The 26081-nt window shown below is 64.4% G+C and carries 26 protein-coding genes; 1 reads left to right on the top strand and 25 read right to left on the bottom strand.

Features of this window, described 5'->3' with window-relative positions:
* Positions 1 to 113: 113 nt before the first annotated feature.
* Positions 114 to 2447 (top strand): ATP-binding protein, encoded by a 2334-nt coding sequence (locus ABLE85_RS02885; RefSeq protein ID WP_348791164.1) that lies wholly within the window; start codon positions 114 to 116, stop codon positions 2445 to 2447.
* 97 nt (positions 2448 to 2544) lie between these two features.
* Here ABLE85_RS02885 and ABLE85_RS02880 read toward each other — a convergent pair whose 3' ends face one another.
* From ABLE85_RS02880 to ABLE85_RS02760, 25 genes are all read right to left on the bottom strand, one after another.
* On the bottom strand, positions 2545 to 5511 hold the full coding sequence (locus ABLE85_RS02880) for a bifunctional [glutamine synthetase] adenylyltransferase/[glutamine synthetase]-adenylyl-L-tyrosine phosphorylase (RefSeq protein ID WP_348791163.1): 2967 nt from the start codon (positions 5509 to 5511) through the stop codon (positions 2545 to 2547).
* On the bottom strand, positions 5508 to 6965 hold the full coding sequence (locus ABLE85_RS02875; protein WP_348791162.1) for an ATP-binding protein: 1458 nt from the start codon (positions 6963 to 6965) through the stop codon (positions 5508 to 5510). The genes ABLE85_RS02880 and ABLE85_RS02875 overlap by 4 nt, the downstream gene beginning before the upstream one ends.
* A gap of 3 nt (positions 6966 to 6968) precedes the next feature.
* Positions 6969 to 7643: a response regulator transcription factor gene (locus tag ABLE85_RS02870; RefSeq protein ID WP_348791451.1), complete on the bottom strand. Its 675-nt coding sequence runs from the start codon at positions 7641 to 7643 to the stop codon at positions 6969 to 6971.
* Positions 7644 to 7821: 178 nt separating this feature from the next.
* Positions 7822 to 9348: a Do family serine endopeptidase gene (locus ABLE85_RS02865; protein WP_348791161.1), complete on the bottom strand. Its 1527-nt coding sequence runs from the start codon at positions 9346 to 9348 to the stop codon at positions 7822 to 7824.
* A 119-nt stretch (positions 9349 to 9467) separates the two neighbouring features.
* Positions 9468 to 9938: a cytochrome c-type biogenesis protein gene (locus ABLE85_RS02860; RefSeq protein ID WP_348791160.1), complete on the bottom strand. Its 471-nt coding sequence runs from the start codon at positions 9936 to 9938 to the stop codon at positions 9468 to 9470.
* Complete coding sequence (locus ABLE85_RS02855; RefSeq protein WP_348791159.1) at positions 9935 to 11917, bottom strand: heme lyase CcmF/NrfE family subunit; 1983 nt, start codon at positions 11915 to 11917, stop codon at positions 9935 to 9937. Before ABLE85_RS02855 ends, ABLE85_RS02860 begins: the two co-directional genes overlap by 4 nt.
* Positions 11918 to 11939: 22 nt before the next feature.
* Positions 11940 to 12374, bottom strand: coding sequence for a cytochrome c maturation protein CcmE (gene ccmE / locus ABLE85_RS02850; RefSeq protein WP_348791158.1), 435 nt, complete (start codon positions 12372 to 12374; stop codon positions 11940 to 11942).
* Between the two features lie 4 nt (positions 12375 to 12378).
* A complete protein-coding gene (ccmI, locus tag ABLE85_RS02845) occupies positions 12379 to 13518 on the bottom strand; it encodes a c-type cytochrome biogenesis protein CcmI (protein ID WP_348791157.1) in 1140 nt (379 codons plus the stop codon).
* 93 nt (positions 13519 to 13611) lie between these two features.
* Positions 13612 to 14157, bottom strand: a complete 546-nt coding sequence (locus ABLE85_RS02840; RefSeq protein ID WP_348791156.1) for a glycine zipper 2TM domain-containing protein — start codon at positions 14155 to 14157, stop codon at positions 13612 to 13614.
* Between the two features lie 29 nt (positions 14158 to 14186).
* Entirely contained in the window at positions 14187 to 15563 is a 1377-nt protein-coding gene (locus ABLE85_RS02835) for an ATP-binding protein (protein WP_348791155.1), read from the bottom strand.
* Between the two features lie 37 nt (positions 15564 to 15600).
* On the bottom strand, positions 15601 to 16266 hold the full coding sequence (locus ABLE85_RS02830) for a response regulator transcription factor (RefSeq protein ID WP_348791154.1): 666 nt from the start codon (positions 16264 to 16266) through the stop codon (positions 15601 to 15603).
* A 77-nt stretch (positions 16267 to 16343) separates the two neighbouring features.
* A complete protein-coding gene (locus tag ABLE85_RS02825) occupies positions 16344 to 16631 on the bottom strand; it encodes a hypothetical protein (protein ID WP_348791450.1) in 288 nt (95 codons plus the stop codon).
* Between the two features lie 123 nt (positions 16632 to 16754).
* The gene (locus ABLE85_RS02820) at positions 16755 to 16961 is read right to left on the bottom strand and encodes a hypothetical protein (RefSeq protein WP_348791153.1); all 207 of its coding nucleotides are present in this window, start codon (positions 16959 to 16961) and stop codon (positions 16755 to 16757) included.
* Between the two features lie 34 nt (positions 16962 to 16995).
* A complete protein-coding gene (locus tag ABLE85_RS02815) occupies positions 16996 to 20901 on the bottom strand; it encodes a glycoside hydrolase TIM-barrel-like domain-containing protein (protein ID WP_348791152.1) in 3906 nt (1301 codons plus the stop codon).
* Positions 20902 to 20916: 15 nt separating this feature from the next.
* A complete protein-coding gene (locus tag ABLE85_RS02810) occupies positions 20917 to 21381 on the bottom strand; it encodes an NlpC/P60 family protein (RefSeq protein WP_348791151.1) in 465 nt (154 codons plus the stop codon).
* A complete protein-coding gene (locus ABLE85_RS02805; RefSeq protein ID WP_348791150.1) occupies positions 21378 to 22268 on the bottom strand; it encodes a DUF2163 domain-containing protein in 891 nt (296 codons plus the stop codon). Before ABLE85_RS02805 ends, ABLE85_RS02810 begins: the two co-directional genes overlap by 4 nt.
* On the bottom strand, positions 22265 to 22909 hold the full coding sequence (locus tag ABLE85_RS02800) for a DUF2460 domain-containing protein (RefSeq protein WP_348791149.1): 645 nt from the start codon (positions 22907 to 22909) through the stop codon (positions 22265 to 22267). Before ABLE85_RS02800 ends, ABLE85_RS02805 begins: the two co-directional genes overlap by 4 nt.
* A gap of 9 nt (positions 22910 to 22918) precedes the next feature.
* The gene (locus ABLE85_RS02795) at positions 22919 to 23494 is read right to left on the bottom strand and encodes a phage tail tape measure protein (RefSeq protein WP_348791148.1); all 576 of its coding nucleotides are present in this window, start codon (positions 23492 to 23494) and stop codon (positions 22919 to 22921) included.
* An 11-nt stretch (positions 23495 to 23505) separates the two neighbouring features.
* On the bottom strand, positions 23506 to 23718 hold the full coding sequence (locus ABLE85_RS02790) for a rcc01693 family protein (RefSeq protein WP_348791147.1): 213 nt from the start codon (positions 23716 to 23718) through the stop codon (positions 23506 to 23508).
* Positions 23715 to 24053, bottom strand: a complete 339-nt coding sequence (locus tag ABLE85_RS02785) for a gene transfer agent family protein (RefSeq protein WP_348791146.1) — start codon at positions 24051 to 24053, stop codon at positions 23715 to 23717. The genes ABLE85_RS02790 and ABLE85_RS02785 overlap by 4 nt, the downstream gene beginning before the upstream one ends.
* Entirely contained in the window at positions 24050 to 24466 is a 417-nt protein-coding gene (locus tag ABLE85_RS02780; protein WP_348791145.1) for a phage major tail protein, TP901-1 family, read from the bottom strand. Before ABLE85_RS02780 ends, ABLE85_RS02785 begins: the two co-directional genes overlap by 4 nt.
* A 52-nt stretch (positions 24467 to 24518) precedes the next feature.
* Complete coding sequence (locus tag ABLE85_RS02775) at positions 24519 to 24929, bottom strand: DUF3168 domain-containing protein (RefSeq protein ID WP_348791144.1); 411 nt, start codon at positions 24927 to 24929, stop codon at positions 24519 to 24521.
* Positions 24910 to 25095 (bottom strand): hypothetical protein, encoded by a 186-nt coding sequence (locus tag ABLE85_RS02770; protein WP_348791143.1) that lies wholly within the window; start codon positions 25093 to 25095, stop codon positions 24910 to 24912. The genes ABLE85_RS02775 and ABLE85_RS02770 overlap by 20 nt, the downstream gene beginning before the upstream one ends.
* Positions 25092 to 25427, bottom strand: coding sequence for a phage head closure protein (locus tag ABLE85_RS02765; RefSeq protein WP_348791142.1), 336 nt, complete (start codon positions 25425 to 25427; stop codon positions 25092 to 25094). Before ABLE85_RS02765 ends, ABLE85_RS02770 begins: the two co-directional genes overlap by 4 nt.
* Positions 25427 to 25996, bottom strand: a complete 570-nt coding sequence (locus tag ABLE85_RS02760; protein ID WP_348791141.1) for a head-tail connector protein — start codon at positions 25994 to 25996, stop codon at positions 25427 to 25429. The genes ABLE85_RS02765 and ABLE85_RS02760 overlap by 1 nt, the downstream gene beginning before the upstream one ends.
* Positions 25997 to 26081: the final 85 nt, after the last annotated feature.

Here is a 26081-nt window from a genome sequence, read left to right as displayed (position 1 = left end):
GTTTTTTCGACCGGCCTCTGGACAACGCGAATCACCTTTGATTCCTTATGGATGATTCGGATGTGCGGTGTTGCCGGATCATCTTTTTAAGAGAAGGTTTCGGGGGCCTGGATATGGCGAAGGCGGACGCGTTGGGCGCGCCCGGTGAGAATGCTTTTGCCGAGCGCAGAAGCAGCACTTTGGCAGGAAACGCACGGATCATTGCCGAGCCGGCCTACCGCCGCCTGCTGGCTGCCGAGCCTGTTCTGCGCCGCTCCATTCCAAGCCTGATCATCCTCTTCCTGCTGGTCATCGGCGGGGCACGGGTCCTGTCGCTGATGGCGGGGCACGAAGAGGTCGAACGCAACGCCAAGACGATCCTCGGCCTTGCTGCCGCTGGACTGGCAAATTCCGTGACGATTGCCGCGGCCGACGGCGCGGCCGTTTCCGAGGCGAGCGGAAACCTGCTGGAACGCACAATACAGCAGGGCAACATTGGCAGCCGGCATGTGCTCGCCATCACCGACGAGGCCTTCAAGGTTCTGGCGGTGTCGCCGGAATCGACGCAGTGGGCCGGCAAGCGGCTCGACACAATCGTCACCGGCGGACAACCGCTGTTCCTGTTTGGCGACCGCGCCGGCGTCATGAACGTCCGCGTCGACGGCGAAGACTGGTACGCAGCGCTCAGCTTGACCAAGGAACGCAAGGTGGCCGCCGCGGCGCTGGTGTCGCGCGATGCCGTGTTCGCGGAATGGCGCAAGACGGTGTCGCTCAACGTCACGCTGTTCGTGGTGACCACCGGGGTGCTCATCATCGTGCTGTACGCCTATTTCAGTCAGGCGGCGCGCGCGCAGGCGGCGGATCGGCTCTATTTCCAAGCGCATCAGCGCATCGACATGGCGCTGGTTCGCGGCCGCTGCGGCCTGTGGGACTGGGACATGGTGCGCGGCAAGATGTACTGGTCGCGCTCCATGTACGAGATGCTGGGCTACGAGCCTTGCGATGCCATGCTGTCCTTCGGCGAGGTCGACGACATCATCCATGAGGAGGACGGCGACCTTTTCCAGCTCGCCAACCGTATCGTCTCGCGCGAGATCGACCATATCGACCAGGTCTTCCGCATGCGCCACGCAGACGGCCACTGGGTGTGGATGCGCGCGCGTGCGCAGGTCATCGACCCCGAGGCTCCGGAAATCCAGATGATCGGCATCGCCGTCGACGTCACCGAACAGCGGCATCTGCTGCTGCGCTCGGAAGCCGCCGACTTGCGCCTGCGCACGGCGATCGAGAACATCACCGAGTCCTTCGTGCTGTGGGACGCCCAGCAGCGTCTCGTGATGTGCAACACCAAATACCAGCAAGACAACGGCCTGTCGGACCGCGACGTCGTGCCGGGCACAGCGCGCCAGGCGATCGAAGAGCGCATGACCGCCTTCGCCGCGGAGCGTCGCCTGCCCAACGCGAACGGGTATCGCGGCGGCGTGACCTATGAGCGGCAGCTTGCGGATGGACGCTGGCTGCAGGTCAACGAATTGAAGACGCGCGACGGCGGCAAGGTGTCCGTCGGCTCCGACATCACGCAGATCAAGCAGCACCAGGAAAAGCTGGTCGACAGCGAACGGCGCCTGATGGCGACGATCCACGACCTCAGCCTGGCGCGCCGCGCCGAGCAGGAGCGCGCGCGCGAACTGGTCGAGCTCAACAAGAAATACATGAAGGAGACCGAGCGCGCGGAAGCCGCCAACCGGGCGAAGTCCGAATTCCTGGCGAACATGTCGCACGAGTTGCGCACGCCGCTGAACGCGATCATCGGCTTCTCGGAAGTGATGGAATCCGGCCTGTTCGGTCCGCTCGGCTGCGATCGCTACGAGGAATATGCCGGCGACATCCTCAGCAGCGGAAAGTATCTCCTCGGCGTCATCAACGACATCCTCGACATGTCGAAGATCGAGGCCGGCCAGTTCTCGATGGAAAGGGAGGAGATCGACCTCGGCCCGCTGATGAGCGAAACGGTGCGCGTGATCTCGCTGCAGGCCGCGCAGAAGTCGATCACGCTGGAGACCAATATCGCCGACTCGATCCAGCTCTACGCCGACCGCCGCGCGGTCAAGCAGATCGTCATCAACCTGCTCTCCAACGCGGTCAAGTTCACCGGTCAGGGCGGGCGCATTTCGCTGCGTGCGCGCAACGTGTCAGGCGCGCTGATGATCAGCATCGAGGATACCGGCTGCGGAATCCCGAAAGGGGCGCTGAGCAAGCTTGGCCGCCCGTTCGAACAGGTGCAGAACCAGTTCTCCAAGAACCACACCGGCTCGGGGCTCGGTCTCGCCATCTCGCGGTCGCTCGCCGAGCTTCATGGCGGCGCGCTCAAGATCCGCTCGACCGAAGGCGTGGGAACCATCGTCTCGGTGCGCATCCCTGCCCAAAAGGCACAGGCTGCAATCAAGGAAATCAAGGCAGCGGCATAACCACTGGCCCTATCAGGAGACGAAGGCGCCTGCTCGCTTCATCACCTGCGCGCGAACAGCGCTGGCGCCGCTTCCGAACGGTGGCAAATAGCCACGTTCAGTTTCGCTTGCCGCGCAACAGGCGATCGAAATTCGCCCTCACCTTTCGCTCGGTCTCCTTGAGATGCGCTGCCAGCACGCCGAAATCCGGAAGGTCGGTGACATCCAGCAAGAGGCCGGCGAGGCCGGGCGGCATGTCGTTGCGCTCGAAATGTCCCGTCAGGCAGAGCCGCGTCATCTGCGTCAGCGCCAGGTAGAACGCATAGGCGTCGCTCAATTCCTCTCTGGCTTGCGCATCGGCGAAGCCGGGTGCGAGGCGTGACAGAATTTCGGCCGTTCCGGTCAATCGCCGATCGCTCTCGACCCGGTGCGTCAAGATGGCGACCTGCGCGATGAACTCGAGATCGATCAGCCCGCCGGGGATCAGCTTGAGGTCCCACATGTCGCGGGCGGGCTTTTCGGTCCCGATCATCTTGCGCATGGCCGCCGCTTCCTTCGCCACCTTGGCGGGATTGCGCTCCATGGCGATGACGGCGGCCACCTCTGCCTCGACGGCCTCGCACAGCGTCGGCTCGCCGGCGACCGTGCGAGCGCGCGTCAGGGCCATGTGCTCCCAGGTCCAGGCTTCTTCGCGCTGGTACTTGCGGAAGGCGTCGATATGCGTGGCCACCGGCCCCTTGTTGCCCGAAGGCCGCAGCCGAAGGTCGAGCTCATAGAGAACGCCTTCGGCCGTGGGCGCGGAAACGGCCGAGATCAACCTTTGGGTCAGCCGGGCATAATAGTGCGACGGCGCCAGCGGCTTTTCGCCGTCGCTTTCGTCGACATCGGCGTTATGATCGTAGAGCAGGATGAGATCGATATCCGAGCCCGCGGTCAGTTCGCGGCTGCCCAGCTTGCCCATGCCAAGGATTGCGGCCCTGCCGCCTTTCACGCGGCCATGCCTCACGGCGAATTCGTCGATGACGGCTTCCAGCGCTGTGCCGACGGTGAGGTCCGCCAGGTCGGAGAAGGCTTTTCCTGCCTTGGGAGCGTCGATAGCCCCGGTCATCAGACGCACGCCGATCAGAAACTTCTGCTCGGCAGCGAATATGCGCAGGCGATCGAGAATGTCCTCATAGGTCTTGACAGCCTCCAGGAAGACCGTCAGCCGCGTCGCGAGATATTCCCTGTCCGGCAATTCCGATAACAGCCCCGGATCGAGGAGGCCGTCGAAGACATGCGGCCGGCGGGTGACGATGGCCGCGAGCCTGGGCGCGGCTCCCATGATCGTGGCAAGCAACCGCAGCAGCGCCGGGTTGGACTGCAGCAGCGAAAAGAGCTGGATTCCGGCCGGCAGCCCGGCCAGGAGCTCGTCGAAGCGCACCAAAGCCTCGTCGGCCCGGTGCGTCCTGCCGAATGCCTCGAGCAGCGCGGGCGTAAGCTCGGTGAGCCGCTCGCGCGCCTCGGCCGACTGGGTCGCGCGATAGCGCCCGAAATGCCAGGAGCGGATCACGCGGCAGATGTCGCTCGGCCGTTCGAAGCCGATTTTGTGCAGAGTCTGCAACGTGTCGGGGTCGTCGACATCGCCAGTGAAGACCAGATTGCCCACGCCCGACGAAAGCTCAGGCGCGGTCTCGAACAGCGCCGCATAGTGGCGCTCCACCTGCTGCAGCGACGCGCGGAATTCGGCCGCAAAAGCCTCGCGGTCGGCATAGCCCAGCATATGCGCGATGCGCTCGAGCCCCTCGTCGTCCTCGGGCAGCGTATGGAGCTGCTCGTCGGCAACCATCTGGATGGCGTGCTCGACCCGGCGCAGGAACCAGTACTGCCGCGTCAGCGCATCCCTGGCGTCGGTCGTGATCCAGCCACGCGCGGCAAGCTGAGCCAGCATGGGCACCGTTTCTCGCCCACGCAGCTCCGGGAACCGGCCGCCGGCGATGAGCTGCTGGGTCTGCACGAAAAACTCGATCTCGCGGATTCCGCCGCGCCCAAGCTTGACGTTGTGCCCCTTCACCGCGATCTGGCCGTGCCCCTTGTGTGCATGAATCTGGCGCTTGATGGAATGGACATCCGCGATTGCGGCGAAGTCCATGTATTTGCGCCAGACATAGGGCTGCAGTTCCTTGAGGAAGGCCACCCCCGCCTTCAGGTCGCCAGCCACCGGCCGCGCCTTGATCATGGCGGCGCGCTCCCAATTCTGGCCGCGCCCCTCATAGTAGAGCAGAGCCGCCTGGACCGGGATCGCCAAGGGCGTCGAGCCCGGGTCGGGGCGCAGGCGCAGATCGGTACGGAAGACATAGCCATGCTCGGTACGGTCCTGCAGGATGCGCACCAGGCGCCGCGTCAGCCGGGTGAACAGCTCGGTGGCGTCGAACGGGTCGATCACCGCCGGCGCCTCCGGGTCCAGGAAGACGACCAGATCGATGTCGGATGAGAAGTTCAGCTCATGCGCGCCAAGCTTGCCCATGCCCAGCAGAACCCATCCTGATCCTTCGGCGGGGTTCTCGGGGTCAGGCAGCTTGAGCTTGCCCTGGAAATGCGCGTCACGGAGCAGGAAGTCGACAGCGGCGCGTATGCACGCGTCTGCCAGGTCACTCAGTCGGCGCACCGTGGTAGCAGCATCCGCGTCGCCGGCGAGATCGGCCAGGGCGATGAGGAAATGCGCCTCGGACTTCAGCTCGCGAAGCGCCTGCATCAGCGTCTTTTCGGACACCTCGGTCGTGCGGGAAGCTGCCGCAATTGCTGCCTGGATGGAGAGCAGCCGCTCGCCGATCGTGTGATCGAACAAGGCGTCGAGGATTTCCGGGCGACGGCGCACGCAATCGCGCATGAAGATGGAAAGGTCGAAGACCGCTTCAAGAAACGCGGCCAGCTGGCACTTGCCGGTCAGCAGCGCTGCCAGCCTCGTCAGTTCCCGACTGGCGGCGGCTTCGGCGATCTCGGCGATCTCGCGCTGGGCCCGATCCCGATCCAGCGGCACAAGTTCGTGAGCCGGCTTTTCGAACCAGTCCCGGTTTTTCGATTTCGTGGCCACGCCTGCCGTCATTTGCTGGCCTCTTTCCTCGGGAACGCCATGGTTACAGATAGTCCCGGATCTGCGGAGGCAAGCTCGAGCCGACCGTGATGGAACTTCATGACCGCCTTGGTCAGGCTGAGACCCAGCCCCGAGCCAGGCTGCGACCGGCTCTTCTCCAGCCGCACGAAGCGCTCGGTGACCCTTTCGCGGTCTGCCTGATCAGGAATGCCCTGACCATTGTCGACCACGCGGAGCCGCACCTCGTTGCCGTGCTGCTCCAGCGTGACGCGGACCATCGGCTTTTCGGTCGAATCCAGCGAGTACTTGATGGCGTTGTCGACGATGTTCGACAGCGCCTGGCCGATGAGTTCACGGTTGCCGTCGATGACGACGGTGCCGGAGACAGGGGCCTCCAGCGCAACACCCTGTTCCTCGGCAACCGGTTCGTAGAGCTCGACCACGTCGTGTACTGCGGCTGAAAGGTCGACCTTTGTCACGATCTCGGAGGAATACCCGGCTTCCAGCCGCGAAATCATGAGGATCGCATTGAAGGTTTTGATCAGCTGGTCGGATTCGGCAATCGTGCTCTCCAGCGCGGCGCGATAATCAGCAACGCCGGACTCGCCTGCCAGCGCCGCCTCGGCGCGGTTCCTCAGGCGGGTCAGCGGCGTCTTCAGGTCGTGCGCTATGTTGTCGGAAACCTGCTTCAGTCCCTCGTTCAGATCGGCTATGCGCGCCAGCATCGCATTGAGGTTTTCGGACAGCCGGTCGAACTCGTCGCCAGCCCCGCTCACCGGCAAGCGGCCCGAAAGATCGCCGCCCATGATACGGCTGCTGGCTTCGGAAACGCTGTCGATGTGCTTGAGCGCCCTACGGCCGACGAAATACCAGATCAGCAGAGCGCCTAGTCCCATTATGCCCAGGGCCAACATCAGCGCACGACTGACGACGGCCCGGAGCCGCTCCGGCTCGCTGAGATCGCGGCCGACCAGCAGGATCATCTGATTGGGCAGACGAAGCACCACCGCGATGGCTTTATGGGTGTGCACCGTTTCCGCCTCGGCAGATCCCGGCGACGCGGATTCCGCACTTTGGCTCTCGGAACTGCTGTCGCCGAAGCGCTGATAGGTGAAGGGCCGTTCGGTCCAGCCGTCGCCGGACAGCACGCCTGGCTCGAGGCTCTTGACGTTGCCCGAAAGAATGCGGCCGTTGGCGTCGGCGATCAGATAAAGGTTGGCGCCAGGCTGGCGGGCCCGCCGCTCCATCGTGCGCACCAGGAACGGCAGCCCGCCGCGCTGGTAGGCCTGGCCCAGCCCTTGCACCTCTTCGTTGACCGTCTCCATCGTCTGCGCGGTCAGCATTCGCGCCGACAGCGACGTCATGTAGAAGACGAGCAGCACGGCGCAGAGCGTGAACAGCAGCAGGTAGAGGGCCGACAGCCGAGCCGCCGTCGTCTTCATCATGGTAGGCAATTGCAAGGCCATCGCTCAACTGGCCTTGAGCATGTAGCCTGCCCCACGGACCGTATGCAGGATGGGGCCGTCGAAGCCCTTTTCGATCTTGCCGCGCAGCCGGGAAACATGAACGTCGATGACGTTGGTCTGCGGGTCGAAGTGGTAGTCCCAGACATTTTCCAGGAGCATCGTGCGCGTCACCACCTGTCCCGCATGGCGCATGAGATACTCCAGCAGTCGGAATTCGCGCGGCTGCAGGGTGATGTCGCGCGAGGCGCGGCGAACAGTGTGCGAAAGGCGGTCGAGCTCGAGGTCGCCGATACGGTAGACCGTCTCGGCCTCCCGCGAGGTCCCTCGCCGGTTGAGTACCTCGATGCGCGCCAGAAGCTCAGAAAAGGCATAGGGCTTGGTCAAATAGTCGTCGCCGCCGGCCCGCAGACCGGTCACGCGGTCGTCGACCTCGCCGAGCGCCGAAAGGATCAGAACCGGGGTTGTGTTGCCGCGCGAGCGCAATCCAGCGATGACCGAAAGGCCGTCGCGGCGCGGCAGCATGCGATCGATGATCATGACGTCGTAGTCGCCTGAATCGGCGAGCGCGAAACCCGTTTCTCCATCCCTGGCGACATGGGCGGTATGGCCTGCCTCGGTCAGAGCCTTCTCCAGGTATTCCGCTGCCTCGCGGTCATCTTCGATAACGAGAATCTTCATCGGACCACTATACGCGATTTCGGCAGGTTCCAGGATACTTACGCTCATCGCCGATCTCCAACAAGACGCGGCAGCAGGTCTTGCAACCTACTGCCGCGGGGCTGGTGCGAACTGACAGAGCCGCGCCATCCCTGGATGCGCCCGAAACGGAGGGAGCGCATCGAAAAGTTCCGGCTGGTCAGCCCTTGTTGACGGGAAGCGTGACGAAACGGTTCGTATCCTCACGCGTAAGCTGAACAAGGACTGCCTTTCGGCCGGCTTTGGCGGCATCCGCCATCGCCTTGGTCACGTCGCCGGGGCCTTTCACTTCCACTGAGTTGACGGACATGATGACGTCGCCCGGCTGGATGCCACGGTCGGCGGCATCGCTATCGGGCTCCACGGCGGTCACGACGAGGCCCTTGCCGTCGTCGGCAGTGGTCACGGTCAAGCCGAGATTGGCCAGAGCGTCGGCCTGTGCCTGGGGCGATGACTGCTGCTCGGCGGAGGCCTGCTTGTCGGAGGCCGGAAGTGTGCCGAGATCGAGCTTCACGGTTTCCGACTTGCCGTTGCGCCACAGCGTCACGTCCACGGGCTGGCCCGGCGGGTTGGCGCCGATGATGCGCGCGAGTTCACGCGGCGAAGACACGTCCTTGCCATTAACCTGCGTAACGACATCGCCCGCGACGATACCAGCCTTCTTGGCCGGACCGTCGTCCTGCACGCTTGCGACCAGCGCACCCTTGGCGTTGTTACCCAGCCCCAGCGACTCGGCGATGTCGGGAGTGACCGGCTGGATCTGAACGCCGAGCCAGCCGCGCTGCACGCTGCCGCCCTTCATCAGGTCCTGCACGACCTGCTTGGCAGTGGATGCAGGAATGGCGAAGGCAATGCCGACACTGCCGCCCGACGGCGAGAAGATCGCGGTATTGACGCCGACGACCTGGCCGTTGAGGTTGAAAGCGGGACCGCCGGAATTGCCGTGGTTCACCGCCGCGTCGATCTGGATGAAGTCGTCATAGGGGCCGGCACCGATGTCGCGGCCGCGCGCCGAAACGATGCCTGCCGTAACGGTGCCGCCGAGGCCGAACGGATTTCCGACTGCGACCACCCAATCGCCGACGCGAACCTTGGAGTCGTCGGCAAACTCGACATAGGTAAACTTCTGGTCGCTATCGACCTTGAGCAAGGCGAGGTCTGTGCGCGAATCGGCGCCGACCAGCTTGGCATCCAGTTCCTTGCCGTCATTGGTCACGACCGTGAAGGACGAGCCTCCGTCCACTACGTGGTTGTTTGTGACCAGATAACCGTCATCGGAGATGAAGAAGCCCGAACCCTGGGCAACCGGTCGCGGCTGGCGGTCGCGATGCCAGCGCTTGCCATCCTGCTGCTGCTCCCCATAGCCGCGGAACTGGCGGAAGAAGCGCTTCATCGGGTGATCATCGGGAAGATTCTCAAAGCCGCGCGGGCCACTGAAAAAACCCTCTTCGTCGTCGGACACCGTCTTCGCCTTGACGCGGACGCTGACCACCGCTGGCGAAACATGTTCAACGACGTCGGCAAAGCCGGGCGCCTGCGGAGCATCCACGCGCACTGGATCCGCGAAAACCGGCGCGGTTCCCGAAGTGATCGCGCCAAGGCCGATCGCGCCCGCAACGGCGATTGAAGCGGCAGCGGCCAGAAGCCGGCTGCGGTTCTTCGAAACGGGATTGGGGGAAGTGGTCATGTGCTATCCTCTCGAATGGGGATGCAGACCGCATCCCGTCACAAGAGAGATAGACGGGGTCACATTACGGCGCTCTTTCCGCCAAATGAATCTTTCGTAATGTTGCCCCTGGAAGGCATCTAGCCTTCCTTCCGGAGGATGTCTTCCAGCGCCTGCTTTTCCTGGTCGCTCAGCGCCGGCACCTCGGTGTTGCGGCGCGTACGTGCGGCATAAAACATGGCAATGCCGCCGCAAAGCAGCAGTATCACCGGCGCGCCCCACAGCAGGGCGTTTCGCAGTTCGAAGCGGGGCTTTAGCAGAACGAACTCGCCATAGCGCGAGACGATGAAGTCCAGAACCTGGCTGTCGCTGTCGCCTGCCTTCAGGCGCTCGCGCACGAGCACGCGCAGGTCACGGGCGAGATCCGCGTCAGATTGGTCGATCGACTGGTTCTGGCAGACCATGCAGCGCAGCTCTTCAGACAGCGCCCGTGCACGGGCTTCCAATGCCGGGTTCTGCAGCACCTCGTCCGGCTGAACGGCATAGGCCACGCCGCCGAACATCAACGCGAAGGCCAGTGCCGCGAGAGCACTATGAAACTTCCGCTTCATGACGCGGCCACCTTGGGCTTGTCCGCGGCCCGACGAGCAGGCGCGCCGACGCGCAGACGCCGGTCCGTCAGCGATACGGCACCGCCGAACATCATCACAATGCCGCCGAGCCAGATCAGCGTGACCAGCGGCTTCCACCACATGCGAACAACGGCAGCCCCATCAGGCAGTTCGTCGCCAAGGGCGATGTAGAGCTGGCTGAAGCCCATCGTCCGGATACCTGTCTCAGTCGTCGGCATCCGCCGGGCCGGAAAGAACCGCTTCGAGGATACGACCTCGCCCTCTTCCTTGCCGTTGGCTCCTGTCAGCACGAAGCGGCCGCGATCCTCGGTGAAATTGGGACCCTGCGAGGGATGGATGCCGTCAAAGCGAACGATGCGCCCGGCGATCTCGACGGTCTCACCCGGCCTCATCGTCAGGATCCTCTCCTGCTCGAACGAAACGGCTCCGGCGATGCCGAGCACGGTCAGCCCTATACCGAGATGCGCCAGCGCAGTGCCGAACACCGAACGCGGCAGACCGACGAAGCGGCTGAACGCCGTTCGCGCCGGGACGTTGCCAAGCCCGGACTTCAGGGCCAGATCGGTTAGCGCGCCGAGCACGAGCCAGAAGGCGATACCGATGCCGACCGCGGCGAAGGCCGTGACGCCATCGACGAACAGCATCGCCGCCAGCACGGCAAAAAGCGTGCCGCCAAACGCCATCATGAGCCGTTGGGCCGCGCCGTAGATGTCCCCGCGCTTCCAGGCCAGCAGAGGCCCGAACGGCACCAGAACCAGGAGCGGCACCATCAGAGCGCCGAAGGTGAGGTTGAAGAACGGCGCTCCGACCGAGATCTTGTCGCCGGTCACCGCCTCAAGCACCAGCGGATAGAGCGTGCCGATAAGAACCGTGGCCGTAGCCGTGGTGAGGAACAGGTTGTTCAGCACCAGCGCACCCTCGCGCGAAATCGGCTGGAATATCCCGCCCGCGGTCAGGCTGCCCGCCCGCAACGCAAACAGCGACAGTGACCCGCCGATGAACAAGGTCAGGATGCACAGGATGAAGATGCCGCGGCTGGGATCGGTGGCGAAGGCATGGACCGAAGTCAGCACGCCCGAGCGGACCAAAAAGGTGCCAAGCAGCGAGAGCGAGAAGGTGAGGATCGCGAGCAGCAACGTCCAGATCTTCAGCGCCGAGCGCTTTTCCATCACGATCGCCGAGTGAAGCAGAGCCGTGCCCGCCAGCCAGGGCATGAAGGATGCGTTCTCGACCGGGTCCCAGAACCAGAAGCCGCCCCAGCCGAGTTCGTAATAGGCCCAGTACGAACCCATCGCGATGCCGCCGGTCAGGAATATCCAGGCAGCCAGCGTCCAGGGACGCACCCAGCGCGCCCAGGCCGCGTCGATCTTGCCGTCGATAAGCGCGGCAACGGCGAAGGAGAAACACACCGAGAAACCGACATAGCCGAGATAGAGAAGCGGCGGATGAATGGCCAGGCCGACGTCCTGCAGGATCGGGTTGAGATCGCGCCCTTCGATCGGCGCCGGCACCAGCCGCGCGAACGGGTTCGATGTCGTCAGGATAAACAGGAAGAAGGCGGCGCCGATCCAGCCCTGGACAGCCAGCACGTTGGCGCGAAGCGTCGCCGGAAGATTGGCGCCGAAGGCGGCGACGAGCGCTCCGAAGAAGGTCAGGATCAGGACCCAGAGCAGCATCGATCCTTCGTGATTGCCCCAGGTTCCGGTGAACTTGTAGAGCAGCGGCTGCAGGGAGTGCGAATTTTCCCAGACATTGACGACCGAGAAGTCGGATTGCACATAGGCCGTTGCTAGCGCGGCGAAGGAGAGCGCCGTCAGCGCAAAACCGGTAACAGCCACGGGCCCGCCAACCGCCATTAACCGCTCATTGCCGGTGCGCGCGCCGAATAGCGGCACCACCGACTGAACCAGCGCCAGCGCGAAGGCGAGGACGAGTGCGAAATGACCGATTTCAACCATGGTGTTGCGGACTGCCCATCACTCAGTTCTCCTGCCAGACGCCCTTGGCCTTCAAGCCATCGGCGACTTCCTTGGGCATATAGTTCTCGTCATGCTTGGCCAACACGCTGTCGGCCACGAAAACCCCGTCGGTGCCGAAGCTGCCCTCGGTGATGACGCCCTGCCCCTCGCGGAAAAGATCCGGCAGGATGCCATTATAGGTAACCTTCACCGATTTCTCGTGGTCCGTCACGCCGAAGCTGACATGGGTACCCTGCCCGCGGACGATCGAGCCATCTTCGACAAGCCCGCCAAGACGGATACGCTGGCCCGGCTGCAGCGTCGCTGCCTGCAGATCGGCAGGCATGTAGAAGTAGGAGGCTTTCTGTCCCAGAGCGTAGAATGTCAGCGCCATCGCGGCAACCAAGAAGCCTGCGCCTACGGCAATCACAGACAGTCTCTTCTGCTTGCGCGTCATGCGATTACTCCGTCGCCGACAGGCCTAGAGTCGCCGCAAATTCGGCGAATTTCCGGCCGTCCTCGGTGGTGGAACCCAATGCGGCCATGCCGCGAGAGAGTGCCGCGTGGGCTTCGTCGTTCTTGCCGAGCACCAGGTAAGACCGCAGCAGTCGCTGCCAGCCTTCGAGATCGTGCGGGTTCTGGCGCAGTTTCGCATCCAGGCCTGCAACCATCGATTCGATCATCGCCTTGCGGTCTTCCGGCGACATCGAGGCGGCGGTGTCCATATCCTGCTGAGTCGGGCCGGACGCTGGCTTCATGGGCCCCGAAGCGGCAAGACGGTTCCTGGCCTCGGCCAGCGCCTGCTCTGTGGGACCGCGCCACGGGGAATCAGCCGGCAGGTCGGCAAGCATTGCCTCCCACGCGCTGGCTGCTTCGGCCAGCTTCCCATCCTGGACAAGAGCGGACGCCAGGAAGAAGCGAGACTTGGGCTGGTCCTTTTCGAGCCTCAGCGCGCGCTCGAACGCCTGCTGCGCCTCAGCCGAAACCACGCCTCCACCAGCGCCGGTGAGGGCTTCGCCCAGCCCCGCTTCTCTCTCGGCCGTCGAACCTTGCAAGCGGATGGCGTTGCGATAGGCGGTCACGGCCTGGTCGAAGCGGCCCATGCGCATATAGACTGGCGCAAGCACGTCCCAGCCGCGGCCGTCCCCCGGATTGGCGGCGAGGTGGCCTTCCGCACGTGCGATCAGTTCGTCGACCGAACTCTCGGCCGGGCTTTGGGCAAGTCTTTCCTGCAAAGACTGCGAGGGAATATCGGGCGAGCCCAGCATGCCATAAAGGCCCCAGCTCACGAGCGGCACCGCAAGCACGGCCGCACCGCCGAGCACGCGCCCTGTAGTGGAGAAGCGCGGCGCCCGCGCGCTTGCCTCGTCGCTACCCGAGCGGATGATGCGGCGCGCGATCTCGGCGCGCGCCTGTTCGGCATCGGCAGGCTGGATGAGGCCGCGCGCGGCATCACGCTCCAGTTCGGCCAGTTGATCACGATAGACTTCGAGGTCGTGCTCACCGCCCGACGGCACGCCCTTTGAACGGCCAGCCAACGGCAGCAAAACCGTCAAACTGGCCCCAAGCGTCAGTAGGGCGGCAACGAACCAGAAAACCATGGACCCTTATTAGCGCCCCCCGGTTTGCGTGCCAACATGCGCCGCCTGCGGCGGATTGACGGCGCGCCCCATTTCAAGGGCAGCAAACGGGCGTCAGGTGAGAGGCGTCCAGCTGCCGTCCGGATTGCGGCAGGCGGTCCCGCGCGCGGTCTTGGCCTGTCCGGCGATATACACTGTCTGCGAGTATTGGCGGCAATCCTGCGACCCCACGCGATAGGGCTGAGCTGCAACCACCTGACCGGACCGGCCGGGGCGCTCGCTCTTCCACATGACCGGTTGACCGCTCTGGGTGTATTCAAGGGCCTGATATTCGGCCTCGAGCGCGCTGCGACGCTCGCGCTCGTCCAGGCCTGCGCCGATTGCACCGCCAATGAGCCCGCCGGCCATTGCACCGATGATTGTCGACGTGATCTTGCCGTTGCCTGTCCCCTGCTGACTTCCGACGAGGCCACCTACCACGGCACCGGTCGACGCGCCGACCTTGCTGTTCAGGCCAACCGTGCTGCAGCCTGAAATCGCAAGCAATCCGCCCACCAGCGCCGCGCCAATTCTCATGCTTGCCACCAATTCAAAATTCCCCTCGACAATCAACGGCTTGTGGGCTGCGATAGTTGCGATGTTTGACCGAAATTTGGCCAATGAAACCCCTTTGAGCAAGGTCTATTCGACTACTGCACACGACGAAGCTGCACAATCGCTTTAAGCCCCCTCATCGCCGAGCGCTCCAGAATCAGTTTACCGCCATATTCGTTGACGAGATCGGCGACGATCGCCAGTCCGAGACCGGTTCCAGGTTTCGTTTCATCCAGGCGCCTGCCCCGCTTCATGGCTTCGCGTGCCTTCTCCTCCGGGATGCCCGGCCCGTCGTCCTCGATCGTCAGCGCGAACTCGGTTGCCGACGCGCTTTGACCTGCGACAGGCGCGACAGAAACGCGGACCGACGCCTTGGCCCATTTCATCGCGTTCTCGAGCAGGTTCCCGACAATTTCCTCCAGGTCCTCCCGCTCGCCGCCGAAGACGATCTCCGCCGAAGGCGGAGCAAACGACAGATCGGTGTCAGGGTTCAGCTTCGCCATGACCCTGACCATCCTCTGGAGAATGGGAACGACCGGCGTGCGGTAGACGACGCTGTCGCGTTGCGCGGCCACCCTGGCGCGTCGCAGGTAATGTTCTACCTGGCTCTGCATGGCTGCGGCCTGGTCGGAAATCAGCTTGCCCTTCACACCGCCGATCGCCCGCCCTTCGTTGAGAAGCACGGCAAGCGGCGTTTTCAACGAGTGAGCCAGATTGCCCACCTGGGTGCGCGAACGTTCGATGATGCGGCGGTTGTTGTCGATCAGCGCGTTCGTCTCATTGGCCAGCGGCTCGATCTCGACCGGAAAACTCCCGTCCAGCCGCTGGGCACTGCCCTCGCGCACCATGGCGAGCGCCGCCCGGACCCGGCCGAGCGGACGCAGACCCAGCATGATTGCAATCGCATTGATGGCGATCATGCCCAGGCCGAAAAGCGAGAGGTAAGTAAGGAGCCGCTTGTCGAACGCTCCGATCTCGTGCTCGAGTTCGCTGCGGTTGCCCATGACGCGAAAGCGAGCGACCCTGTTCTTGGCGTCCAGCACGAATTCGCTCTCGAAAACCTCGATTTCCTCGCCCGCGATTCCCTGGGTGACGTAGTTGCGCTGAAAGCTCGCGTTGAAAGGCACCTCGGTGGTCGAAGGCGAAGGTATCGACTCGGTCATGGAAAGCGAGCGGAGGCTCCCGCTGAGGCCCGGGGAAACCGGCTCCACCGCCCAGTACCAGCCGGAATCCTGCTCGGAAAACCGCAGGTCGCCGAGGTCGGGACCACCGGTCAGGACGCCGGGTTCGGACACGCCCACGGAACCGATGAGATTGAAAAGGTGCGCAGACAGGAGGCTTTCGAAGCCTCGGTCGCTCGCCTGGCGATAGAGAGTCGCGATCACCGTATAGATGACGATCAGTGCCACCACCGCCCAGATGGTCGAAAAGGCGATGACGCGAAAGGCCAGCGAGCGGGGCCCTATCGTCATCCCTCGCACCTGTCTGCAGCTTTGGCGGCAAACAGCTTCACCGGGCGGGCTCGCGCATGCGGTACCCCATGCCGCGAACGGTTTCGATCATATCGACGCCCATCTTCTTGCGAAGACGGCCGACAAAGACCTCGATGGTGTTGGAATCGCGGTCGAAATCCTGATCGTAGAGATGCTCCACCAGTTCGGTGCGCGACACCACCTGGCCCATGTGATGCATCAGATAGGCAAGCAGCCGGAATTCATGGGATGTCAGCTTGAGCGGAACACCGCCGACATCCGCCTTCGAAGCCTTGGTATCCAGCCGAAGCGGCCCGCAGGACAGCTCGGAAGAGGCATGGCCGGCAGCACGCCGGATCAGCGCACGCACGCGCGCGAGCACTTCCTCTATGTGATACGGCTTGGTCACGTAGTCGTCGGCGCCGGCATCGATGCCAGCGACCTTGTCGCTCCAGCGGTCGCGCGCGGTCAGGATCAGGACCGGCACCTTGCGGCCGTCGCGGCGCCAGCGTTCGACAACGCTTATGCCGTCCATCTGCGGCAGGCCGATATCGAGAACGACCGCATCGTAAGGCTCGGTGTCCCCAAGAAAGTGGCCTTCCTCGCCGTCGAAGGCGCGGTCCACCACATAGCCGGCATCCACCAAGGCGTCCGACAACTGCCGGTTCAGTTCCTTGTCATCTTCAACGACCAATATGCGCATCTACTATCCGTCTGTTGCCGAAAACGGGGCAAGTAAAGGTCGATTCCGGCGAAATTAAAAAACTTGGCGTGTCAGGCTCAGTTCTGTGGCACCACGAATTCCGAGCGGCGCGGACGCTCCCCTTCCCTGCCCGGCACGAGTACGACGATCACACACACCGCCTGACCGCCTTGAGTGCCGGCGTTCGCCTTGGCCAAAGTGCCTCCATACTGGGCAGCGACATGTTGGCCGATCGCGTAGCAATCGGCAGACGCGACGACCGTCGGCTCCTCGTCGGTCTCGGCGGCCAGCAACCTGGGCGCGACCAGAACCGACAAGCAGAACGCAATGACAGCAGACCGGAAAATGGAGCGGGGCATCTTCATGATTTTCGTTATTATCCGACGACTGCTGAACGCGAAATGAACGTAGATCAGCAGCAATTCCCCCGTCCCGCAAGTCTTCGATCGCAAGTTCTCAGTGAAACGCGAAAAGCTCGCTGGATTGCGTCAACCGATCCTATTCTTCGCCGCAATCCGCCCGACGATGGCCACGATCCCGGCGATTGCGGCAACCGCCTGGAGCACCGCGTCGGCCAGCAGCGTCTGCTCCGCACCGTCAATGGAAACCCCGACGAGCCCTCCACCCGACGCGGCCACGACAATCAGCGCAGCCCAGATGGTGCGGGACAGATACCACGGTTTTTCGGAGCTCATGGCTGTTTCCTTTCGCGGGTTGGAGGGGTTTCGTTCAATGCACGACAAGCCGGCGGACGAGCGGAATGCCCCAGCCGGCCGCAACGCTGAACTGGCTGATCTTCACCTCGATCTCGGCCGGCCTCACCCCGAGATCGGCCGCGATCAAGGACGCCGGATAACGCCATGAAGGCTCGACGACGTTCGCCGTGCGGATCGGCCTGCCGTCGGCGGCAGCGATCTCGATTCGGTATTCCTCGCGTTCTTCGCCCAGCGGGATCTCGCCGACGCTCCAGTCGTCGGCATCGATTCGCCCGCGACGAACCCACGACAGGAGCAGATCGCCGTCGGCGCTCTTTCTCGCCCTGAGATGAACGGGCGAAAGCGGCCCGCGGGCACGCAGCCCTCCCACCCCGGTGACCGTGGCAAATCTGTCGCTCGAAAAATCGGCACCGAATGGCCCCACCCGCCAGTTGAGGGACAGGCCGATTTCCCGCGCCAACAGCCCCGCAGGTTGGACCGCGTCGTCAAGCACGACGAAACTTGCCCCCGCCGGCGCGCCGACTGCCATCGCATCGTCCGTGCCCAGTTGACCGCGCAGCAGATCATTCAGCCGCCACACATCCGGCGCGATCTCCTCGGCCTTCTGGAACTGCACGACCTCCCACGCGCCGTTGGCGGACCTGATCGCCGCCGCATTGGCGCCATTGAGCATCTGCAGGCGACTCGCGCTTGCCACTTCGGCGTCGAACAGCTCCACGAGGACGGAGCCGCTCCGGTCGATCCGCCCTTCGAAACCAGGCGACAGAGCCCCCGCCAGCCGGCCCACGCTGGCCGGCCTCGCAATCGACCCGCGCTGCACGAACCCTGTTTCTTCGGGCGATACGAACAGCGCCTGCCCCTTCCAGGGCTTTTGCCAGACGGCGATCCTGAATTGGTCCTCCGGTGCTCCGCCACCCGGCGCGGTCGGAAGGTCGAGCAGCTGCACAAAGGGTTGGCCGACTATCGGCGGTGCTGGAATGGACGGCACGATCTGCTGCGGCCGCCACATCGCGGGCGCGCCCTGAATGATCTGCCTGGCGGAAACCTTCCGAACCAAGCCATCCTCGATTTCCGTCACCAGGAAGCCAGAGCCGTTGCCTGTCCCCGCAAAGCGCACCACATTGCCAGGCACGACGTCCGCGTTGGGCGTCGCGACCGCGAAGGTGATACTCTCGCGCTCCGCCCAGATGCGGCGCATCCAATCGTCCAGTAGTGCCTGGCCTTCGCTGTTCTCCAGCACGCCCGGAAAGGAAATGACCTGCTGGCGGCTGCCAGCCGCGCCCTCGCGCACGGAGCGCACCGTGCCTGCCTGATATTCCATGAGCGGATCGCGAAAGGCGAGGATGCCCTCCACGGGCAGTTGATGATCCGGGATCCGAGCCGTTTCGATGATCGGGCCTTTACCGTCATAGACCAGTTCGGTGACCTCGACAGGTGCCTCGATCCGCGTCCCCCGACTTCGAAAAACCAGACGATCGGCCGCTTCGTGCACGGCGATGTCGAACAGTTCGACGATCGGCTCCAGTGCGGCGCGGGCTGCGCCTGGGTCGGCAATCACATAGCCTTGCACCGTGCCATCCGCGCCAGACGTGTCGGCCGGCGGTAGGCCGTGATCCTTGAGGATGCGGTCGATCAGCGCTGCCACCGACGGGTTGCCCAGCCGCCCGTTCAGCCAGTGGCCGCGGTTCCAGGTGCCTCCGTCGGACCAGATGTCCGTTCGCAAAGGAAAGGCCGGAAACGGTCGCGCGTCCCACGCCCAGAGATAGATACGCGAGGTGTCCACCATCCTGCCGCCGTAGAGCGACGAAAGCGGGTTGTTCTCTTCCCTGAAGGCGGCATCCTTCGGATTCCAGTGCCGCGCATGCGCTCCAAAGAATCGCTGCTGCGCAAGGTCGCTACGCCCGCCGTTGGAAAAATACGGGATCGCGTTCTCGACCGACTTCGGATCCGGGAAGACGTTGGGCTGGTTCGGCCCCTTGTCCACCGCCGGACAGCCCAGCTCGGTGAACCAGATAGGCTTGGAGCAAGGAACCCAGGCGGTGGGCGTCTGAGCCTCCTGCCCGCCTTTTCGGTCATAGTGCCGGTTGCTCCACCAACCGGCCAGATCCTTGTAGCGATAGACCCAGGGCTTGCCGTGGCTACCATCGGTGATCGGCGCGCGCTCCCGGCGCAGCCGGGCCTCGGAAGAGGGATAATACCAATCGTATCCCTCACCGCCGGCAATCGCCTCGCCCATTGCCGCCGCGTCGTAGGGGTCGCGAAATCCGTCCGGGTTGGGGCCCGAATAGTCCTCGTCGCGCCAGTCCGACAGCGGCATGTAGTTGTCTATGCCGACTGCATCGACGACCGGATGAGCCCACAGCGCATCGAGATGAAAATAGACGTCGCCGCTGCCACCGGCGGGCTGATGCCCGAAATACTCGCTCCAGTCCGCGCCATAGGTGATGGCCGTGCCGGCTCCAAGGATAGCGCGAACGTCGGCGGCGAGCGCGCACAGCGCCTCGACGAAGGGGAAGGCATCGTTCTGGTCGCGCAGCGTGGTTAGTCCGCGCAACTCGGTCCCGATCAGGAACGCGTCGACGCCGTCGGCGGCAGCCGCGAGATGCGCGAAATGCAGCAGGAAGCGCCGGTATCCCCAGTCGTCCGCCGCACCTGTGAACCGCACACCGCCAGCCGTTGCCTCGAACTGAGAGCGAACTGCGCCGCCACAAAAGGCCGACACCTGCGGCCGCGCGGCCGTCGTCCTGTCGGCGCTTCCCGGGCGCATCGGCGCGGGGTGGCTCGTGATCCGGCCACGCCAGGGATAGGCCGCCTGAGCCGCACCGCCGTAAGGATCGGGCAGCGTGTTGCCGGCTGCGATGTCCATCATCACGAACGGATAGAGCGTCACCTTCAGCCCGCGTGCCTTGATCTCGCGGATCGCGGCAATGATGCTCCGGTCGGAGGGCGTGCCGCCATAGGCAGGCCCGCCGTGCGACCATGACACGGCCGCCGCAGCATCCATGCTGACGCCCGACGAACTCCAGGCTTCCGAGAAGCCCGACGCCGTGCGGCTGGTCACCATCGGGCGTATCCTGCATTGCCCTGCCCGCAAATCATCGCCGAACCAGGTGGCGACGAGGGCGACATGCTCGAGGTTGGGGCAAAGCATCTGCAGTTCGTCGAGCGACGCCGCAAGATTAGTGCCTGCATAGAGAACGTGGCGGTTAGCGGCGCTGCTGTCGCCCGGCCGCTTCTGCTGGGTGACGAGACGCGGCGACAACCCATACTCCGTCGCCCCCGGAATGAGACACACCGCCCGCACCTGCCGCACGGTTTCGCCGACGGGCCTCAGCACCTCGAACTGGAACTGCGGAATGCGATTGCCGTAGTCGCCAAGCGCAAAGCGCTCGAACACCACATAGGCCAGGCCGCGATAGGCCGGCGCGTTGCCGCTGCCCTGCTTGGCCTCTATCAGCGGATCGACGGGCTGATCCTTGCTTCCGCGATAGATCCTGACCTCGAAGTCGTTGCGATCGATCTCCCTCCCATCCGCCCAGATGCGGCGAACTCCGGCAATCTCCCCTTCGCAGAGGGCGAAGGCGACATTGGCGAAGTAGGAATATTCGGTCACGCTCTGGCCGCCGCCCTTCGAACCCTGCCGTTGCGTGGTGCGCTTTTCCTCGAAACGGGTGGCCCAGATCAGCGTGCCCCCAATGCGCGCACTGCCATAGACGCGCGGGATCGAGGCGCCTTCCTCGGCGGTGAAAGGCCGAGCGCCGTTGAGGCGCGGGCCCTCGACATGGCGGGTGCTGTCGATCAGTGCGCGGTCGATGGCATAGCCGGCCAGCGCACCGACGGCCGAGCCGATCGCACTCCCGACAGGGCCGAGCACGCCGCCGAGCACCGCGCCGGCAGCCTGCAGCAAAATGGTAGCCATCGGGGCCTCCGGACGTCAGCGGGATTGCGGTTTCTCGGGAAAAGCGAATACGCCGGCAATGCGGCTTCGCCATTGCGGCACCAGCGCCGAAGCAACCACCTCATGCCCCTGATAGGCGTGGATGAATCGCTCCGGCGCGGTCATGATCGCTGCGTGCTTGGCAGGCAGATGCGGCCGCCAGCGAAACAGAACCAGGTCGCCGGCGGACAGTTGCCCGAACGGCTTTTCGGCGCAGTGGCGCCGCGCAGCCGCAAGCATCAGGTCCTGCCCACCCGCTTCCGCCCAGTCCGGCGCGTAATCCGCCGGCTGCTCGGGCTCGTTTCCATAGACCGCGCGCCAGACGCCGAGCACGAGGCCGAGGCAGTCGCACCCCACGCCCTTGCGCCTGCCCTGATGCCGATAGGGTGTGCCAAGCCACGACATGGCCTCCGCCACGATCAGCGACACCACGGAGATGTTGTCCGGCTGCTGCTCGCTCATGGCACGATCGGTTTCCCGTCGAACTGCCCACCCTCGACGACGTAGCTGTAGGCGACGTCGTTGCCCGGCAGGTGGGGAAAGCCTTGAAAATTCACCGCATTCGAAAACTTCGCCTTGCAAGTCGCAAAGCTCTTGTCGCAGCCCGCGGTAATCGAAAACGTGTCGCCGGCGCGGATTTCCGGTCCCGCCCCCGGCCTTAGAACCAGGGCGATGCCTCGCATGTCGCGGCGATGGTCGACGATGCGCTCGCTGCGTCCGGCGCGCGCGCCGGTCTTCCGGACCAGCACGCCGTGGCAAAACCAGCCTGGCTCGAACGCTTCAAGACCGGTGACCACGACGGTGCCATCCCCCTCGCGGGAGCTCACAACACCCGTCCCGGTAAAGCCCTGCTTGCTCAATGCGAAACGGCACCGCTGGTCGCCCAGCTCCGCGTCGCAGGCGCGGCCGACATAGCGTCCGTTGGGCTGCTCCAGCGCCCGGGTCAGGCTTTCCAATTCCGCGACGAACCGCTGGTCGCTGCGCGTGATCTTGCCGATGGTTGCCGTGCGCAGCAGCACGGACTGCTCCGGCCGGCGCCAATTGACCAGGAAGGTCTCGAGCTTCGCACCGTCATAGAGGCCGGCGGCAATGTCCTCGTCGCATATGTCCGCCGAAGACAGAGCACCCTCGACATCCACCGTGTCGACCGCCAACCCCAGCGTCTCGCGCGCCTCGCTCGCGCTAAAGCCCGTCTCGGGCTCGAAGGTCAAGCCGGCCACGGTCAGCGCTCGGTCGTGGTCGGTGTAGCCGCTCACCATGCCGTCCGCCCTGGTCAGTCGCCAGCAGTGGCAGACCGTGGTGACCTCCCGCGACAGATGATTGGCGAGAGCCTGAGGATAAGCGCTCAAAGCAGCACCTCCACCAGCGGGATCGACGGAATCTGCCCAGCCTTGAATGCCGTCAGGCTCATCGACATGCGCTCGGCGTCGAAGCGCACGGGCACATCGAACTCATAGCCGGCGGTGACTTCCGCTTCCAAAGCGGGAACCGCCCCCTCCTTGAACACGATCTCGCCGCTAGCCTCGAGCGAGAAAACGGCCGAGGCCACCTCCACGCCGCCGACGGCAACCTTCAGCGATGACGCCACCGGCTTCGGGATCAGCCGCACATAGGCATCCTTACTGGTCCCATAGCGCTTCACCAGCCTGAACCGACTGGTGGTCCCGTCTCCACGCCCGAGAAGCTGGTCCCGCAGCGAAGGCGTCTCCTCGGGTCGGCAAGACTTCATGTCGAAGGGATCGCGAAAGCGGAACGCGTGGAGCGACCCGCGCCGCGCCTCGAAGAAGACCAGCACGTCATGCAGGTCTTCCAGCGTTCTGACACCGGTTCCGGCATCGTAGTGGCGGCGCGATTGCGAAAACCGCGCATTGCGCTTCTCCCGGCCCGAGGTCAGGGAAACGATCTCGTTGCGCCGCTCCGGCCCGCCGGTCGCGCCGAAGGAGACCGCGAGCGGAAACCGCACATCGTGAAAGTTGGCAAGCTCCGACATGACGCCCCCTCAAAAAGTTCTGGTGCCGCGCGAAACCGCCCGTGCCAGCATGCCGGTGATCTGCGCCTCGGATTTGCGGAACGAGGCCGCGTCCGGCGTCGAGATGTTGAACACCACGTTGACCGGCGCGCTGCCGCCTGATGCGACGACGCCCAGCCGCCCGTCGGATGACCGCTGCAGAGGCAGGATCGCTTCCGGTCCCGCCTCGCCCATCAGGCCGAGGCTCCGTCCCATGGGAAAATAGCTCGGCGCGGAAACCACACCGCCGTCCGCGAACGGAACCACATGTCCGGGAACCCCGCCCTTGGCAAAAGGCAATATGCCGGAGAGCCCGCCGAGCAGGCCCGAAAACAGCGAACCCGTCAGCGACTGGAGCGGCTTCAGCCCCTCCTGCAGCGCCATGCCGGCCAGGTTGAGCCCGATGCGCCGCAGCACTTCGTCGAGTTCCCTGCCGCCCACGGCCGCGCTCTTCAGCGCTCCAGTGAGCTGCGCCCCGAAGCGGTCGGAGAGCTTCTCAAGGTCGCCCAGCGCGGCTTGAAAGGGCGCGATGTCGGCATTGATCGAGACCGTCACGTCTTCAACCATGCTCCCTCCTCTTATGGCTTGTCTGGAAACGCCTGCATCAGAGCAAGCATGTCCTCACGGCGCGGCGCTTCACCGGCCGCCCTTTTCAGCACGCTCGCCGCCCGTTCGAATTCGCGCGGCGTCATTGCCCAGAATGCGTGGGGTGAAAGCCGCAGCAGGCCGAAGCCCATGGCCATCACCTGATCCCACGGGAATTCGAGCGGCGCGCCTGCCGCGGCTTTCAAGGGTTTGGCGTGTTCCCCTGCGCAGGGGCGCCGAAAGTGGCCGTGAGCAGATCGGAAACGATCGCGGCGAAGCCTGTCGCACCGCCGCTCGCCTGCATGGAACGCACATCCTCGTCGGGAATGTCCTGGCCAGCGCCGCGCAACCCAGCCCCGATGATGCGTATCATGTCGAGCGCCGAGAGGCGCCCGCGCGAGAAGCGCTCCACCAACGCCCCGAGATCGTCGGCGGCATAGGCCGCCTCCAGTTCCGCCAGCGCACCGAGCGTCAGGCAAAACCGGTGGGTCTTACCGTCGAGTTCGGCCGCGATTTCACCGCGTCGTCTGTTTGCCGTCACGGCGTCACCGTGAAGCTGACAGGCCCCGCGGATTCCAGCGCCATATCGAAGGTCACTTCGCCATCATGGGTTCCGGTGTATTCCAGCGAGGTGATCTGGAACGGACCTTGGACCAATCCGAAATCCGGGATCGAAAACTGCCAGTCGCTGATCTCTCCGGCGAAGAACCGCGAGCGGATCGCCGCATCCGACTGCGCATCCTTGAAAATGCCCGTTCCGGTGATCGACGCCCGCTGGACCCCGCTGCCGGCAAGCAGCTCCCGCCAGCGCCCCGCCGAGTCCGAATTGGTGACGTCAACAGTTTCGCTGTTGAAGGCGATGCGCTTCGAACGCAGCCCCGCGACCGTCACGAAGCTTCCCGCTCCCGTGGAGTCGAGCTTAAGGAGAAGGTCCTTGCCCTTCTGAGCGACCATGTCCGGTCTCCTGATATTGGTTGGACGAAAAGCCGGGCCTCAGCCCGGACAGTCACGCCGCTTCTTCGATCACCGCCCGATAGCGGAGAAGGCCGTGATGGACCGAAAGGTCGTCGTCGTACCTGGCCTCGGCGAACTCCAGCCGCATGTTCACCAGGTGATGCGTGTCTAGCGTGAGGGAGCCGTTGTCCAAGCGCGCTCTGGCGGCCTCCATGATTTCCAGCGTTTCCTTCTTGCCCTTGGCCTTCGACCAGATATGAAGGGTGAAGAGGTGCTCGCTCCCGTTCTCGGTTCCGGTGCTCCAGTCATAGACGCTGGTGCGGCCGAAGGTGAGATATGGAAACGGCAGATTCGCCGGCGCGCGATCGTAGATCTTTTCGCCCCCGAGCAGTCCGGTCAGAACGGGGTCGTTCCCGAGCGTCGCGAAAATCGCTTGCTGCAGCTCAGCGGCCTGTGCGGTCATCGCCTTCCCCCATCCTTCGGGTTGCCATGCCACGCTGGTCTTGCGCGGCGCGCCGGACCCGCATTTCCGCACGGTAACCTCGTTCCGCTTCTTCCGCCAGATCATGCGCTTGCCAGCGCAACGCCCGCAGAAGCCCGTCGATCGTCAGCTTCATGGCAAGCTTCAAGGGCGCGCCTCCTTCACCCGGCAGACGAGATAGCGGCCGGTTTCGTCAGGATCGTGAACGGTGAGAATGTCGAAAATCCGTCCGGCCTTCTTCAGCCGCATCCCACTCGCCACGCCTTCGCGCCATCTCACGGTGACGCGATGGGTCACGGTTTCCAGCATCTGCCCCGCGCCGAAGACGGATTGCGCCGAAACCGGCTCGATCATCGCAAAGACGGACGCGACCTCGGACCAGGCCTGCTCGTGCCCTCCCAGTCCGTCGGGCGTCTCCGTGCACGCCTCCAGCGCCAGCTCCGTTCTCATTTGGCCTGGATCGATGAACTGCGCCCGCATCACAGCCTCCGCTCGCGGTAGCTTGCAAGCATCCGGTCAATTCCGGCCGGATAGGAGACCGGCTGGTCGCCCGGCCCGAATGCGGCGCGAAACTCGTACCAGTGCGCGGCCAGCAGCGTGACGGCACGTTTCAGAAGGTCCGGCACGTCCGTCCCCGCCTCGCCGAAGCCGGCTGAAAAATCGATCTCGATGCCGTTGGCGATGCGCAGCCTCTCCGGGCGCTGCTCGAAATGCAGCCGCGCCGGCCGCGACAGCGTGTCGGGCAGATAGGTGCCTGGGTCAAGCACCGCGGCTTCGCCCTCGCTTCCATAGACCGTTACCGACAGGATTTCACGCACCGGATGCCGCGCCAGCAGCACGCAGCCGCTACTCGGCCAGCAGTCGAGCACCAGCCGCCAGGCTTGGTTGATCATGGCCACGCCCGTGGTGCGCTCGACATCCTCACGCGCCGCCCGGATCAGACCTGATAGCAATTCGTCCTCGCTGTCGTGCGAGAGGCGCAGATGGCGCTTCATCTCGACCAGCGTCACCGGTTCGACGGCGGGGTCGACCGTTCGCAAGAGCGTCATGCGATTACCTTCGTTTCGGGGAGAAATGGAAGCGGCGGCCCCGGGGAGGACGGCCGGGGCCGCCAACGACGGCGCGGCAAGCGGA

The organism is Mesorhizobium sp. KR1-2, from assembly GCF_040045035.1.
In the GTDB taxonomy this organism is placed as follows: domain Bacteria; phylum Pseudomonadota; class Alphaproteobacteria; order Rhizobiales; family Rhizobiaceae; genus Pseudaminobacter.
The sequence above is the reverse complement of the archived record's forward strand: the minus strand, read 5'-3'. Positions and strand labels throughout refer to the sequence as shown.

Bases quoted from the DNA above. Each gene is read 5' to 3' on its own strand.
- ABLE85_RS02885 (WP_348791164.1), top strand. From the start codon at position 114: ATGGCGAAGGCGGACGCGTTGGGCGCGCCCGGTGAGAATGCTTTTGCC.
- ABLE85_RS02880 (WP_348791163.1), bottom strand. From the start codon at position 5,511: ATGACGGCAGGCGTGGCCACGAAATCGAAAAACCGGGACTGGTTCGAA.
- ABLE85_RS02875 (WP_348791162.1), bottom strand. From the start codon at position 6,965: ATGGCCTTGCAATTGCCTACCATGATGAAGACGACGGCGGCTCGGCTG.
- ABLE85_RS02870 (WP_348791451.1), bottom strand. From the start codon at position 7,643: ATGAAGATTCTCGTTATCGAAGATGACCGCGAGGCAGCGGAATACCTG.
- ABLE85_RS02865 (WP_348791161.1), bottom strand. From the start codon at position 9,348: ATGACCACTTCCCCCAATCCCGTTTCGAAGAACCGCAGCCGGCTTCTG.
- ABLE85_RS02860 (WP_348791160.1), bottom strand. From the start codon at position 9,938: ATGAAGCGGAAGTTTCATAGTGCTCTCGCGGCACTGGCCTTCGCGTTG.
- ABLE85_RS02855 (WP_348791159.1), bottom strand. From the start codon at position 11,917: ATGGTTGAAATCGGTCATTTCGCACTCGTCCTCGCCTTCGCGCTGGCG.
- ccmE (WP_348791158.1), bottom strand. From the start codon at position 12,374: ATGACGCGCAAGCAGAAGAGACTGTCTGTGATTGCCGTAGGCGCAGGC.
- ccmI (WP_348791157.1), bottom strand. From the start codon at position 13,518: ATGGTTTTCTGGTTCGTTGCCGCCCTACTGACGCTTGGGGCCAGTTTG.
- ABLE85_RS02835 (WP_348791155.1), bottom strand. From the start codon at position 15,563: ATGACGATAGGGCCCCGCTCGCTGGCCTTTCGCGTCATCGCCTTTTCG.
- ABLE85_RS02830 (WP_348791154.1), bottom strand. From the start codon at position 16,266: ATGCGCATATTGGTCGTTGAAGATGACAAGGAACTGAACCGGCAGTTG.
- ABLE85_RS02825 (WP_348791450.1), bottom strand. From the start codon at position 16,631: ATGAAGATGCCCCGCTCCATTTTCCGGTCTGCTGTCATTGCGTTCTGC.
- ABLE85_RS02820 (WP_348791153.1), bottom strand. From the start codon at position 16,961: ATGAGCTCCGAAAAACCGTGGTATCTGTCCCGCACCATCTGGGCTGCG.
- ABLE85_RS02815 (WP_348791152.1), bottom strand. From the start codon at position 20,901: ATGGCTACCATTTTGCTGCAGGCTGCCGGCGCGGTGCTCGGCGGCGTG.
- ABLE85_RS02810 (WP_348791151.1), bottom strand. From the start codon at position 21,381: ATGAGCGAGCAGCAGCCGGACAACATCTCCGTGGTGTCGCTGATCGTG.
- ABLE85_RS02800 (WP_348791149.1), bottom strand. From the start codon at position 22,909: ATGTCGGAGCTTGCCAACTTTCACGATGTGCGGTTTCCGCTCGCGGTC.
- ABLE85_RS02795 (WP_348791148.1), bottom strand. From the start codon at position 23,494: ATGGTTGAAGACGTGACGGTCTCGATCAATGCCGACATCGCGCCCTTT.
- ABLE85_RS02780 (WP_348791145.1), bottom strand. From the start codon at position 24,466: ATGGTCGCTCAGAAGGGCAAGGACCTTCTCCTTAAGCTCGACTCCACG.
- ABLE85_RS02775 (WP_348791144.1), bottom strand. From the start codon at position 24,929: ATGACCGCACAGGCCGCTGAGCTGCAGCAAGCGATTTTCGCGACGCTC.
- ABLE85_RS02765 (WP_348791142.1), bottom strand. From the start codon at position 25,427: ATGCGGGCGCAGTTCATCGATCCAGGCCAAATGAGAACGGAGCTGGCG.
- ABLE85_RS02760 (WP_348791141.1), bottom strand. From the start codon at position 25,996: ATGACGCTCTTGCGAACGGTCGACCCCGCCGTCGAACCGGTGACGCTG.